Consider the following 13,937-nt stretch of genomic DNA (forward strand, 5'->3'; position numbering starts at 1 on the left):
ATACTATATTACATTTATTTACAAGTAATTTTGTCTTATTAAAAAACATGACTTACTAGCAGATTAAGCTTATACTTAAACTATTAAACCCAAAGGAGATGATTTCATGCCTTTTGCAGTCCCGTACTTAGTTTTTAATGGCGAAGGTCAAGATGCACTAACGTTTTACGCCGAGGTATTTCAAGCTGAAATTACGAGCGTCCAACGTTTTAAAGAGATGAATAATTTTGATGGTGATGCGGTTTTTGGTGAAAGGTTAATGCACAGTCGCTTAATCAAAAATGGGGAAGAGTTTATTTACATTACGGATGCGCCTTATGATGTTTTTACAACCGGGAACCGTGTGACGATCCTTATTAATTTTACATCTGAGGAAGATATTAAATATGCCTATCAAGCTTTGCGTACAGATGGAAAAGTAGAGATGGAGTTGCAAGTGGCATTCTGGGGTTCGACTTATGCGCAAGTGACGGATAGGTTTGGGGTGTTTTGGCAGCTTAATTTTGACCAAAAAAATTGAGCCCAGTATAAGCTCAACTTTTTTGGTCTATAAATTTTTTATCATAATAATATCTGTTTGACAATCATCGCCCATATAAAAATCATGTTCTCCATTTGGAGTAAAGCCCATCTTTTCATAAAATTGAATAGCATTTTTATTCTTCTCCCAAACACCTAACCATATTTTTTCTGCATTAACTTCTCTCGCTATCTCTACCGCTTTGCTAAATAAATCATTACCTAGTCCCTTTTTTTGAAATGATTTTAATACATAAATACGCTCTATTTCGATTGTATTCCCCACTATTTCTTCTGTTTGAGCATCTCCTATATTTAGTTTTAAATATCCAGCAATGGCTTCTTGATGATAAATAAAATAAAAATAGGAATAGGGATTTTCTAATTCATTTCTTAATTTTTTTGCTGTAAAGTTTGTTTTTAAATATGCATCCATATTTTCCGGTTTATTTTGTGCTCTAAAGGTTTCATCAAATGTCTTATAACTTATTTCTAAGAGCGGTTGTAAATCACTTTTTATACATAATCTTATCATTACTTTTTCCTCCACAATTAATAACTTCTTTTATTGCCTTTTTTCACATATAGCCAGTCATCCGCAATATTTTCTTTGACCTTCTTGAGCGCCCCGGAGAGCATATTAATCTCAGCTTCAGTAAATCCTTTTAAAGCTACTTCATTAGAATATTCATTTTCGCGGATAATTAAAGGATATACTTGTTGGCCTTTGTCTGTTGGGAATAATAGTTTATTTTTTTTATTATTCTTATCCTGTTTCTTTATAATCAAACCATTTTTCTCTAAATTCTTAATAGCTCTCGAAGCAGTAGTACGATCGATTTTTAAAATATCTACTAATTTTTCTTGAATAATTCCTTGGTTTTCGCAAATTCTAACTAGATAAATAAATTGCCCCTTTGCTAGATTTAATTCTTTAAATTCGATATTACTTATTGAATCAAGTGCCCGAGCAATAACACCTATATCTCTTAATATATCTTTCATTACCAATCTCCTTTTATTGCATTTGCAATAATATATCTTTTCATAAGTATAGCACAGAGGACGTACTGAGGAAATAGAAATGGAATTTTTCTACTAACAAAAAAACCGTATCAGCACTTGGTTGCACTGAAACGGCTTTTTTTATGATTTACTAAAAATCCTATATTAATAAAATTTTACGACTTCATTGAAACTATTTTAGTGAACGCTTCAAAAGAAAGCAGTTTAAAACATTAATTTAATTCTAACCCAGCAATCACATTCTTAGCATCTATCATCATCTCTTCAATAACATCTTTACAAGGTTTAATTTCTGTAATTAATCCAGCGATTTGTCCAGCCATGACAGAGCCATTGTCTGTGTCGCCTTCTTGTACTGCTTTTCGTAAAGAGCCTAAAGTTAACTCTTCTAACGTATCACGATCGGCGTTTTCTTCTTCTAAACGGATGTATTCTTTGATCATTTTGTTTTTAATCGAGCGAACGGGAGCGCCGGCTTTTCGACCAGTAACCATCGTGTCGCGGTCAGAAGCTTTGATTACGGCTGCTTTGAAATCCGGGTGTACGGGGCATTCATCGGTTGCTAGGAAGCGTGTGCCGATTTGGACACCTTTTGCACCTAGAGCTAGAGCCGCAGCGATTCCACGACCGTCGGCAATTCCGCCTGCGCCAATGACTGGAATAGTTACAGCATCCACGATTTGAGGTAATAGCGCCATTGTTGTTGTTTCGCCAACGTGTCCTCCAGCTTCCGTTCCTTCTGCGATAACTGCGTCCGCGCCCATTTTTTCCATGCGTTTAGCAATCATTACGGATGGGACAACAGGAATCACGATAATTCCAGCTTTTTTCCAGATTGGCATAAATGTTTTTGGCGTTCCCGCTCCGGTTGTAACGATTCCCACTTTTTCTTCAATAATTACTTCGGTTAATTCCGCAATATTCGTCATCATTAGCATTAAGTTAACGCCAAATGGTTTATCTGTCAGTGCTTTTGTTTTTTGGATTTCTTCGCGTAGCATGTCGGCAGTCATTCCGCCAGAAGCGATAATTCCTAAACCGCCAGCATTAGACACAGCGGCTACAAGTGGAGCTTTGGCAATTTGGGCCATCGCACCTTGGATAATCGGATATTTAATATTTAATAAGTTCGTAATCGACATCTTTTTCCTCCTGCGTTCTTGTTTGTTTTATCACAATTTAGTATATCAAAAAACAGCCCTATAAACTAGAGCTGTTTTTCACCATTAATTAGACTCTTCTGCATCCACAGCGAGCAAGACACAGCCAGTAATTCCAGCGTCATCTTCTAACTTTGGAGGAACGATATATGCATCTAAATCTGGTAGCTGAACATAATTATTAACGAGCGCTTTTAATTTTTGACGGACAAGTGGGAAAAGTTGGCGTTGTTTCATGACTCCACCACCTAATACGATTCTTTCTGGGGATAGGATAAGTGTGTAATTCATTAGAGCTTGCGCGATGTAATGCGCCTCTAAATTCCAAACTTCTTCATTATCTGCAAGTTCTGCCGCTTTTTGACCCCAGCGTTTTTCAATTGCTCCACCAGCTGCAAGCCCCTCTAAACAGTCACTATGACTCGGACAACTTCCAGTGAAACGGTCGCGCTTATGACGGCGCACCATGATATGTCCCATTTCTGGATGAGAAAAACCTTCTAAGATTTTACCCGAAACAACTGCTCCACCACCGATTCCTGTTCCGATAGTTAAATAAATACAACTATCTAAACCAGCGGCCGCGCCTAAACTCACTTCTCCTAAAGCGGCTGCATTAACATCCGTCGTAAAACCAATAGGCACATTAAATTCTTTTTTCATTGCACCAACGATATCATAATTGCGCCATGCTAGTTTTGGTGTTTGCGTGATATAACCGTATGTAGCACTTGATTTTTGAATATCAATCGGTCCAAATGAACCAATTCCAATTGCTTTTAATTCATCTTGATATTGTTTGAAAAATTGAATGACTGCTTTCATTGTTTCTGCTGGCTCCGTTGTCGGGTAGCTCTCACGTTTAATAATTTTCCCTGACTTTTCTCCGATTGCTACAACAAATTTAGTTCCGCCTGCTTCAATTGCTCCATAAACCATTCAAAAAACTTCCCTTCTCGTAAGTTTTATAACGCTTTCATTTTACAATAGTTTTCTGGAAAAAGAAACTTATTTTCTAAAAACTTATCATTTTAATTCTAAATACCTAATTTAACAGATATTTAAACACAAAATTTTACTTCTTAAAAATCCACTTCACAAGTCGCGCATATTCATCAAAAAATGGAGGAATTTCAGATGGATTTAATCCGTATTCCATATTATTTTTGATGCCTTGGTTGTACCATTTTTGGAGTTCATAGCCACGTTTAAAATAACCCCAGACAGACTTTCCTTCCGAGCTTAAGGCATATTTGACAGAGGTTAAATTGTCTAGCTTATCCGCCACGATTAACGCTTTTTCTTCTAAATTTCCGGTGCGCACTTGTTCGATTGTGTGTGCTTTTCGCTCTTCCCAAGATAACGTTTTATTTTCTGTATGAGACGCGACTAAATCGGCTACTTCATCGCCAAATGTTGCGCGAATATCGGCATCAGTCATTTCCGTATCCTCAACGGCATCGTGCAGTAATCCCGCGACAACGACTTCTTCGCGAAAACCAGCGCGGCGCAATATTCTCGCTACGTTCAGAGGGTGCGAAAAATAAGGTTCGCCTGTAATTTTGCGAACTTGGCCACTATGCGCTTCGATCATCATCTGTCTCGCTTTTTCATACATAAAAAGAAGCCTCCACTCAGAATCTATGTCTATACTATACAAGATTCGAGCGAGGCTTTCTAGTTTTTTAATTGTAAAAAGTAATTTCACGACCATTTAAATCTTGTACTGGTCGACTTGTATTACCAATTGCTTTTTCAAATTCAGTGAAATCTTCTTGGCCAAGTGTCTTCGCATTTTTTAACACGATCCAAGTTACGCCTTCCACGGTTGGTGGTGTCGTCCGTGAACCTTGGTATGTATAGAAAACACGTTCTTCTGGCATAAATTCATTTACATCCAAAGTAATTTCCCGTTCTGTTTCAAAATCAGCGAACACTTCTGGGAAATACGTCGGTAAATCTTTGAATTCGACATTATTTGTATTATCAATTTCCATCCAAGCACTCATTACAAGCGTTGTTCCGTCTGGTTTTTCATGAACAAAATGCCATTCAATCGGATACATATAGCCGTCGAGTAAATGCTCTGCCGGAATATGTGCATGAAACGATACAAGTGGATAATACTCGCCATTAAAGCGTAATCCTTGTTCTTTATCATGAGGAAAAATATGCACCGATTGTTCAATTCTTCTAATCGTATAGTCTGTTTCTTTATAGTAAAATTTCATTGTTGATGGTTTTAATTTCACAACATCAGCTTGTTCAATATCTACTGGCGATTGAGCCTTTCCAGTATGTGCGATTTCAAAGTCAGAACAGATATGCCCCCACATTTCTGGTCCAGTCTTTTCATCGTAACCCCATAACACTTTTTCCTTTGTCATAACCATTTCTCCTTTTCGAAAAAAATTGCGTAACATTATTTTAGCGGATAGCTGATCTATTCCACAAGTAATTTGCTTAATGTTCGTGTTTTGACTTTGGTGTGAACTGGCGGGAAGATACTGGTGGCTTTGTTTTTAGTACAATATTTATTCTAAAATATCTTTGATTGCAGAAGCTTATAAAACCTAATACAAAACTGACCAAGATTTAGCACTATATTATTTAAACCGACTAAACTTTGATATCCACCCAGCATCAGTAAACAACTCACCCGCAAGTCCATCACTTGATTCGACAATATTTTCATGATTTGCTAAGAGCGTAAGGTTGTCTTCCGATTCCTCAAACATAGTTAAAAAGTTAAATAAAGTATTATCAACAATCATTGTCCCTAAAAGATGTAAAAATTCTTTTTCTTCTTCATTCATCATTGAAAGCTTATGTTGAATATCCTGTAAAGAAGGTGCTTTGATTTCTTGATTTAATAAAGATTCTAAATGTTGAATAGTTCTATCTCGAGTAGAAGTTATGAATTCCTTTCCAAACATTGTTAAATTCGACTCATCCATGAAAATCCTCCCTAAAGCAGTATTTTATTGCATTAATTATAGCAGATACGTTTAACTACAAAAAGAAAAAACTAGTGCTGAAACATTTTCCAAGCAATTTATATAGTATAAAAAGAGGTTTAGCATGAAAATACTAAACCTCTTAAATTATAGAAAAATGACTTCATACAATAAATCTAAAAAACAATAGTTAAAGGTTTCTAGGAGTTCTTCATATTGCCATATTTCAATGAAGGCATTTTATTTCCGGTACATCTTAAACTCCAAAAATAATTCATTATAATACGACAGCATTCGTTTACCGAGGTTATCATATACTTCTAAATTATTTAGTTCGTCCATATCCGGATAAAAACGTTCGTCACTCGAAATTTCTTTTGGTAACAACTTAACAGCTTTTTCATTTGGTGTTGCATAGCCGACATATTCAGCGTTAATTGCAGCATTTTCTGGTTTTAGCATGAAGTTAATAAATTTATGCGCGCCATCGACATTTTTTGCCGTTTTTGGAATGACCATGTTGTCGAACCATAAATTGGAGCCGTCTTTTGGAATAACATATTCTAAATCTTCATTTTCACTTAGCATTTCCGCTGCTTCTCCGGAGAAAGTAACCGCGACACCCGCTTCATTGTCCGCCATGAGAAGTTTAATCTCATCGCCAACAATTGCTTTTACATTCGGCGTCATTGTTTCTAACTTATCTCTGGCAGCTTGTAGGTGGGCTTTATTCGTATCGTTTAGTGAGTAACCGAGACTATTCAGCCCAAGCCCCATCACTTCACGCGCCCCATCAATTAGCAAGATTTGGTTTTTCAATTCGGGATCAAATAACGCATTCCACGTATCGAAATTTTTATCCGGGAACATTTTTTTATTATAAATAATACCAAGCGTTCCCCAGAAATACGGCATCGAATATTTATTATCATCATCAAACGACAAGTCCATAAAACGCGGATCAAGATATTTTTCATTTGGCAGTTTGGAATGATCAAGCGGAATCAGCAAATTTTCTTCTTTCATTTTACTAATCGCGTAATCACTTGGCACTGCAATATCAAAGGTCGTTCCACCTTGCTCAATTTTCGTCATCATCGCTTCGTTAGAATCAAATGTTTGGTAAATGACCTTGATGCCAGTTTCTTTTTCAAATTTAGTAATGAGCGATGGATCAATGTAATCGCCCCAATTATAAATCGTCAGCGTATTACTCCCAGCGTAGCCCTCAGAGCGGTTCATCGTTGTTGCAAGTAGCATCATTAGGAGTGCGACGACAATTACAGGTACAAAAATTTTCAGCAGTTGCTTCATTCTTTCGTCGCCCCCGTCCGAATATTTTTACTTGTATTACGTTGGTTGATAAAGTAATAACCGATCACTAAAATAATGGTAAATAGGAAAATAAGTGTCGATAAAGCATTGATAGAAAGCGAAATCCCTTGTCTTGCTCGAGAATAAATTTCTACCGCTAAAGTTGAGAAACCATTTCCTGTTACAAAGAAAGTTACGGCAAAATCGTCTAGCGAGTACGTTAAGGCCATGAAAAATCCAGCTAAAACACCTGGCATAATATAGGGCAAAATAACTTTCGAAAGAACTTGCCACTGGCTTGCTCCTAAATCACGCGCAGCATCCATTAACGTCGGACTCATTTCTTGCAACTTCGGCAAAATCATCAATACGACAATTGGTATACTAAAGGCAATATGTGACACTAAAACAGAGATAAAGCCTAATTTTACACCTAAAATCGTAAAGAAAATCAAGAAACTAGCACCGATAATAACGTCCGGGCTAACAATCAACACATTATTCAAACTTAAAAGCGAGTTTTTCGCAAAAGGTTTTGGCATAAATTTAATCGCCAGCGCCCCGCAAACCCCAATAATAGTTGCAATCACTGAAGAAAGTAGCGCAATCACAAACGTATTTAAAACAATAATTAGTAAGCGCGTATCTTGGAAAACTTCCTTGTAATAACCAAGCGTAAAACCGCTGAAACCATGCATCGTTCCACCTTTATTAAACGAATAAAAAATCAAATAGAAAATCGGCGCATATAAAATCACAAAAACAAGCACTAAATAAATCGTACCCCATTTACTTTTCTTCATTTACGCGCACCTCTTTTCTTTTTCGAACCTGTTAAAAACATAATTAAAATCATCGCAATAATTAAAAATACGCCAATCGTTGAACCCATACCCCAGTCTTGCGTGACAAGGAAATGTTCTTCAATCGCTGTTCCGAGCGTAATCACACGGTTTCCTGCAATTAATCGCGTAATCATAAAGAGTGATAGCGCTGGAATAAAAACAGCCTGACACCCCGATTTCACGCCGTCAGCAGTGAGCGGGAATATCACTCTTCTAAATGTAGTTAAACTAGAAGCCCCTAAATCACGCGATGCCTGAATTAACGTAGGATTAATTTCCTCAATTGCATTAAAAATCGGTAAAATCATAAACGGAATAAAAATATAAGTCGATACAAATAAGAAACTAAAATCCGTAAATAAAATCTGTTTCGAGCCAATTCCAAGTATTTCTAAAAACTGATTCGCTGCCCCGTATGTCCCGAAAATCCCAATAAAGGCATACGCTTTAAGCAGTAAATTAATCCAAGTCGGTAAAATTATGAGTAATAACCACAATTGTTTATGCTTTAATTTCGTTAACAAATAAGCCGTTGGATAAGAAATTAGCAAAGTAAAAACTGTAATTAAAAACGCGTACCAGAAGGAACTAGCCGTCATTTTCAAATATACAGGGGTAAAAAAGTGAATATAATTATCTACCGTAAAATTGCCATCTACATCAAAAAAAGAATAATAAACAATTAATAAAATCGGTGCAACAACAAAAAGTAAAATCCAAAGAACATAAGGAACGAGATAAACTGTACGGGTACGTCTATTCATTACTGCACCTCATCGTAGCTATCAAGCCGCTTATCGAATTCTTCCTCCGTTTCGCCAAGACGCATAACATGAATTGCCTCTGGTTCAAACGCTAAGCCAATCTTATCACCCACACGAACTTTTCTCGTTGTGTGAACAAGCCATTCATTTCCATCAGTATCGATACAGCCTACTTCATAGTGCACACCACGGAAAAGCATCCAATCAACGGTTACTTGAAGTTTTCCTTTTTCAGCCGAAGTAATCTCTAAATCTTCCGGACGGATAACTACTTCGACAATTTCATTTGGACGGAACCCTTGGTCGACACATTCAAAACGTCTTTCCACAAATTCCACTTCGAAATCTTGAATCATTTTGCCATTAACAATGTTGGATTCGCCGATAAAATCAGCAACAAATTTATTAATTGGCTCATCGTAAATATCAATTGGCGTACCGCTTTGTTGAATTTCGCCTTTGTTTAATACAAAAATTTCATCGCTCATCGCAAGTGCTTCTTCTTGGTCATGTGTCACAAAAATAAACGTAATCCCAAGACGTTTTTGTAAATCACGCAACTCATATTGCATTTCGGTACGTAGTTTTAAATCAAGCGCTGACAGTGGTTCATCAAGTAAAATAACTTCTGGTTCATTAACGATTGCCCGCGCGATTGCGACACGTTGTCTTTGTCCGCCAGACATTTCGCTAATTTCTCTTTTTTCGTAGCCTTTTAAGTTAACAAAGCGCAGCGCTTCTTGTACTTTTTTATCGATTGCATCTTTTTTTAGCTTTTTAATACGCAGTCCAAAAGCCACATTTTCATACACGTTTAAATGTGGAAATAACGCATAATCTTGGAAAACAGTATTTACCGGCCGTTTATTGGCTGGAATTTGGTTAATTACTTTATCTCCTAAGTAAATTTGTCCTTCTGAAGCTTCTAAAAATCCAGCAATTAAGCGCAAAATGGTTGTTTTCCCGCAACCAGATGGGCCAAGCAAAGTATAAAACTTTCCTTTTTCTATTTCAAAACTGACATTGTCAAGCACTGGCGGGTCATTATCAAATTGCTTTGTTACGTTTTCAAAACGAATAATTGTTTCTGTCACAATCATTTACCTCCCTTATAAATATGACTCTGTCGCTACTAAGATGAGTGTCGCTTGTTCCGTTGCTCGATTAATAATTTGATGTTCATCTGCGGCGTGGAAATAAATAGCTTCTCCTTTTTTAGCTGCATACTCATTTCGACCAAGTAGCACGGTCACTTCCCCTTTTAACACATAAGCAAAAGTTTCTGACAGTGATGGTTCGAAGCTTTTAAAACAGCTATTTGCCTCTATTTCAAGTAGCACTGGTTCCATTTCTTTTTCATTCGATTCTGGAACAAGCCACTTTATTCTGTAACCTTTTTCTTCATCTTCAAAGAAAGTATGCTCTAACTCTCCGTAAATTACTTTTTGATTATGTTCTTCTTCATCAAAGAAATCTTTCGGAGTGGAACCTAACACTTCCAAAATAGCAAATAACGTTTCAATCGAAGGAGAGCTCAAATCTCGTTCTAGCTGAGAAATATATCCCTTCGTCAAATCCGTTCGTTCGCCTAATTCTTCTTGTGTCAAGTTCTTGCTGAGTCTAAGATTTTTTATGCGTTTGCCAATTTCCATGTCAATGTCCTTTCTTTCAAGTTTAGTGATAGTAAACCTCAAGTCATAGAAGTTTACTAATATCAAACAAAAAGTTTACTTACAGCAAGGTACATTATACAATAAAGTGTAGGCAGGAACAATAGTTTTTTTAAACTCCTATTACTTTGTTCTTTCTCTTTTACAAACTCATAAAAAAAGATAAGTTACATTAACAAAATGCGACTTATCTTTATTTCATATCTTCAACTATAGTTAAAAATTAGTTTATATGTGTTTGTACATCCTTAGCGACAGCTGTTAAGAATAGCCATAAGGTTGTTATTTGTGTCTCTCCCACACTTTTTGCTGAAACGTATAAACGATCTTGCTTTTTCATTTCATCTATAAATGTATCACCACATATATAAATATCTGGATCCGCTAAACTTAATTCTGATTTTCTTACAACAAATTCTATCGAGCCATGAATTTCCTCAGCAATTTTTATATATTCTTCACATTCATCTTGTCCACGCCCTCTATAAAACTCATGTAATTCAAACGGAGCCATAATATCGAATGGAAAATCTTCTAAAGCATATTCATTTTCATCAATTAAAGAACCTATTGTTTCATAATATTGAATTAAAATATCAGGCAACGTACCTCACTTTTGAATTGCTGTTTCAATCGTCTCTTTCTTATAAGGACATAATTCTATTCCTATTTCTTGATAAAAATTTTTCAAATCTTCAATTGTATTCATTTGTATCCTCCTTGTTAGTAAATCGTTAGTCAACAATTGCTTATCTTCATTTGATATAAAGAGCTAATTAAACGTTTCACTCTAAAAAATCAGCATCTAAATACGTTTCAATCATATTTAAATTCTGACGCAAGTCTCTAGCTAGATCTCTTGAAATCCCGCCTGTTTCAAACATGTTTTGAATAATGTCTCGTTCTAATTGGAATGCTACTACTTGTACTTCCTTTTTTTTCTGTTCGAATTTTGCATGTTTTCCTTTTGGACCATGCTCTTTTCTAATACGTTCAAGAAAAATAGTATGTTCTGTTATCAGCGTTCCAATAATATCAGCATTTTCTTTTGTTAATTGTTCTTTAAGCTTTTGAATAACGAGTATTTCATTTTCTTCTCTTAATTTGCGAATTGCTTGAAAACGTTCGCTATCTGTAGAAATACCTTTTTTCATTTTATGAGTTACTGTGCCCCATTTTTTCGGATGAATAACAAGCATAACTAAACGATAAAAAAACATCCACGCAGTTTTGACTTTTGTCCGAAAGCGCTGTTTAATAGCCTGCTCCCTCATATTAAGGTAATGTTGATAACGATAGCTATCTGTTGCCACAATGCGACCTTCATCCGTCATTTTTTGGGTGTTATCCCGTTCCCATTGAATAATTTCTAAACGTTTTTCGCGTTCTCTTTCGTCCATCCCACGACTAGAATTACTATTTTGCTGTAAATCATAAATTCGTCTTCGATAGTCCTCAATGACTTCATCTGTTGCAGCTTTTGTTTCTGGTCGCGTTTGATCTTTCAATTCTCTAATAACATTTCTAAGAATCCGAATGCGTGTTGCAATTTCTGCTCGTTCATCCACAGTTGTCACTTCTTCACTTTTTGCTAAAAGTGGCAAGATGAATGTTGCAATAACTAGCGTACAAAGAATAACTCCTGATGCAATAAAAATAATCAATGATCGCTGTGGAAACAGCGTCCCATCATCAAGAAAAAATGGAATCGCAAGCGCACTGGCAAGTGTAACTGCCCCGCGCACACCAGAAAGCGACGTTAAGATAACAGGTCTAAGTTGCGGTAATTGTGTTTTTTTATTTCGCTTTTGGTGTTGTTTCGCACCAATACTCCACGATATGTAAACCCACAAAAACCGCAGTAAAATAAGGGCTACCGTAATGGATAATATATAAGCAACCACCTGTAAATTACTACTACCAGAATCATTCCAAACCACTTCTATAATAGAAGGTAATTGAGTTCCTAATAGTAAAAAGACTAGTCCATTTAAAACAAAAATAATGACTGACCAAGTACTTTGTGAAACAACATTTAATTTAACTAATTGTGGATCAATTTTCTTCTGTTCCATTGAATGCATAATCCCAGCTGCAACCACCGCTAAAATTCCTGAAACGTGTAATTCCTCTGCCGCTAAATAAATAATAAATGGCGTTAAAATTTGGATAAGCATGTGAAACGTAACATCTTCCATCCCAAGACCGCGAACCCATTTTAACAATCGGAATTTTAACCAACTTAAAACGAGTCCTACTAAAATACCACCAATCGCGATAATTAAAAAGCTAATACTCGCATCCATTAAACTAAATACGCCTGTCACCATCGCAGCAATCGCAAATTGGAACGCAACTAGTCCTGAAGCGTCATTAATAAGCGCTTCTCCTTCTAGCAAATTCATTATCCGTTTTGGTAAATTAATCCGCCCAGAAAGTGAACTAACGGCTACAGCATCAGTTGGCGCAAGAGCTGCTGCAAGAGCAAAAGCTGCTGCAAGTGGAACGGTTGGAATCATCCAGTGGACAAAATACCCAATTACAACTACAGTCGCAAATACAAGCCCAAGAGCAAGTACTAAAATCGGCATTCGCATTCCCCAAAGTGCAGCCTTATCTGTTCGCTTTCCATCATTAAATAAAAGTGGTGCAATGAACATTACTAGAAAAAGTTCTGGATTTAATTTTAAGTCGAATGTAATTGGCATAATGGCAATGATTACACCAAGTCCAATCTGAATTAGCGGCACCGAAACAAAGGGAACAAACCGATTTAGTAAATTAGAAATAAAAATTGCTACAAGTAATGCTAAAACATATAAAAATATCTCCAATATGTATCGTCCCCTTTCGTTTTTCTCCTATATTATTATGAAGCAAAATAAATTATCACGCAAATATAAAACAGCTTCATTTCTTTGTACCACTCGGTTCAGAAAGAAATAAAGCCATTTATGAGATTAATTTTCTTTTTCTTTTTTATATTGATCAATTTGGTCATTCAAGTTTTTCATTTTTTCATCCAAATGAGTAATAATTCGCGCGGCATCTTGTAATTCTTTTACAAGTTCTTCTGGTGCTTCTTGTTGATATTTATAGTAAATTTTATGTTCTAAGCTTGCCCAAAAATCCATTGCAACTGTCCGAATTTGAATTTCAACCGTCATTTTTTCCGAACGGTTCGTTAAAAACACAGGTACCTCGCAAAGTAAATGTAAACTCCGGTAGCCATTAGGTTTAGGATTAGTTACATAGTCTTTCACACGCTTAATCGTTATATCACTTTGGCCGGCAAGCATTTCATGAATACGAAAAATATCAGATACAAAAGAACAGGTGATTCGAATTCCCGCAATATCATGTACATATTTAAGTGCATTTTCTGGTGTAATATCCACATTTTTCTTTTCCAGTTTTGCCCCTATACTTTCGAGAGATTTGACCCGTGATTTCAAGTGTTCCATTGGATTATAGTCATGTATAAATTGAAATTCTTCATTCAATATTTTAAGTTTCGTGTTCACTTCTTCTAATGCAAAACGGTGAAGTAGCATAACATTTCGCCAATGCTTTAGTTCGTCTACTGATGGTTGTTCCATGATGACACTCCTTCCATATGTATAAACTTCCTATTCCATGTTACTACAAAACAGAAGCTAGCGTAACTATATGACGAAAGTTT

General features: G+C 36.1%; 16 protein-coding genes. 1 reads left to right on the forward strand and 15 read right to left on the reverse strand.

What is annotated here, in order from left to right:
- Positions 1 to 106 precede the first annotated feature (106 nt).
- On the forward strand, positions 107 to 520 hold the full coding sequence (locus tag HCB45_RS01785) for a VOC family protein (protein ID WP_185618478.1): 414 nt from the start codon (positions 107 to 109) through the stop codon (positions 518 to 520).
- A gap of 27 nt (positions 521 to 547) precedes the next feature.
- Here HCB45_RS01785 and HCB45_RS01790 read toward each other — a convergent pair whose 3' ends face one another.
- The 15 genes from HCB45_RS01790 to HCB45_RS01860 all read right to left on the reverse strand — a co-directional run bounded on the left by HCB45_RS01790 (position 548) and on the right by HCB45_RS01860 (position 13,854).
- A complete protein-coding gene (locus HCB45_RS01790) occupies positions 548 to 1,054 on the reverse strand; it encodes a GNAT family N-acetyltransferase (RefSeq protein ID WP_185318259.1) in 507 nt (168 codons plus the stop codon).
- Between the two features lie 17 nt (positions 1,055 to 1,071).
- Positions 1,072 to 1,524 carry a MarR family winged helix-turn-helix transcriptional regulator gene (locus HCB45_RS01795; protein WP_185318258.1) on the reverse strand — a complete coding sequence of 151 codons (453 nt, stop codon included), beginning with the start codon at positions 1,522 to 1,524 and terminating at the stop codon, positions 1,072 to 1,074.
- A gap of 233 nt (positions 1,525 to 1,757) precedes the next feature.
- A complete protein-coding gene (locus HCB45_RS01800) occupies positions 1,758 to 2,687 on the reverse strand; it encodes a nitronate monooxygenase (RefSeq protein WP_185618480.1) in 930 nt (309 codons plus the stop codon).
- An 84-nt stretch (positions 2,688 to 2,771) separates the two neighbouring features.
- Positions 2,772 to 3,644: an ROK family protein gene (locus HCB45_RS01805; RefSeq protein ID WP_185318256.1), complete on the reverse strand. Its 873-nt coding sequence runs from the start codon at positions 3,642 to 3,644 to the stop codon at positions 2,772 to 2,774.
- Positions 3,645 to 3,780: 136 nt separating this feature from the next.
- Positions 3,781 to 4,323, reverse strand: a complete 543-nt coding sequence (locus tag HCB45_RS01810; RefSeq protein WP_185618482.1) for an HD domain-containing protein — start codon at positions 4,321 to 4,323, stop codon at positions 3,781 to 3,783.
- Positions 4,324 to 4,390: 67 nt separating this feature from the next.
- Positions 4,391 to 5,092, reverse strand: coding sequence for a carbonic anhydrase (locus tag HCB45_RS01815; RefSeq protein WP_185618484.1), 702 nt, complete (start codon positions 5,090 to 5,092; stop codon positions 4,391 to 4,393).
- Positions 5,093 to 5,311: 219 nt separating this feature from the next.
- Positions 5,312 to 5,662: an epimerase gene (locus HCB45_RS01820; RefSeq protein WP_221771056.1), complete on the reverse strand. Its 351-nt coding sequence runs from the start codon at positions 5,660 to 5,662 to the stop codon at positions 5,312 to 5,314.
- A 240-nt stretch (positions 5,663 to 5,902) separates the two neighbouring features.
- Positions 5,903 to 6,976 (reverse strand): ABC transporter substrate-binding protein, encoded by a 1,074-nt coding sequence (locus tag HCB45_RS01825; RefSeq protein ID WP_185618487.1) that lies wholly within the window; start codon positions 6,974 to 6,976, stop codon positions 5,903 to 5,905.
- A complete protein-coding gene (locus HCB45_RS01830; protein WP_185618489.1) occupies positions 6,973 to 7,779 on the reverse strand; it encodes an ABC transporter permease in 807 nt (268 codons plus the stop codon). The genes HCB45_RS01825 and HCB45_RS01830 overlap by 4 nt, the downstream gene beginning before the upstream one ends.
- Positions 7,776 to 8,585, reverse strand: a complete 810-nt coding sequence (locus HCB45_RS01835) for an ABC transporter permease (protein ID WP_003721372.1) — start codon at positions 8,583 to 8,585, stop codon at positions 7,776 to 7,778. Before HCB45_RS01835 ends, HCB45_RS01830 begins: the two co-directional genes overlap by 4 nt.
- Positions 8,585 to 9,679, reverse strand: a complete 1,095-nt coding sequence (locus HCB45_RS01840) for an ABC transporter ATP-binding protein (protein WP_185318253.1) — start codon at positions 9,677 to 9,679, stop codon at positions 8,585 to 8,587. The genes HCB45_RS01835 and HCB45_RS01840 overlap by 1 nt, the downstream gene beginning before the upstream one ends.
- Positions 9,680 to 9,694: 15 nt before the next feature.
- Positions 9,695 to 10,237 (reverse strand): type II toxin-antitoxin system RelB family anti-toxin, encoded by a 543-nt coding sequence (relB, locus tag HCB45_RS01845; protein ID WP_185607611.1) that lies wholly within the window; start codon positions 10,235 to 10,237, stop codon positions 9,695 to 9,697.
- Positions 10,238 to 10,478: 241 nt separating this feature from the next.
- Complete coding sequence (locus HCB45_RS01850) at positions 10,479 to 10,859, reverse strand: hypothetical protein (protein WP_185318251.1); 381 nt, start codon at positions 10,857 to 10,859, stop codon at positions 10,479 to 10,481.
- Positions 10,860 to 11,040: 181 nt separating this feature from the next.
- On the reverse strand, positions 11,041 to 13,089 hold the full coding sequence (locus HCB45_RS01855; RefSeq protein ID WP_185618491.1) for a Na+/H+ antiporter: 2,049 nt from the start codon (positions 13,087 to 13,089) through the stop codon (positions 11,041 to 11,043).
- A 126-nt stretch (positions 13,090 to 13,215) separates the two neighbouring features.
- Positions 13,216 to 13,854 (reverse strand): GTP pyrophosphokinase, encoded by a 639-nt coding sequence (locus HCB45_RS01860; protein WP_185318249.1) that lies wholly within the window; start codon positions 13,852 to 13,854, stop codon positions 13,216 to 13,218.
- Positions 13,855 to 13,937 lie beyond the last annotated feature (83 nt).

Source organism: Listeria farberi (assembly GCF_014229245.1).
Classification (GTDB): Bacteria; Bacillota; Bacilli; order Lactobacillales; family Listeriaceae; genus Listeria; species Listeria farberi.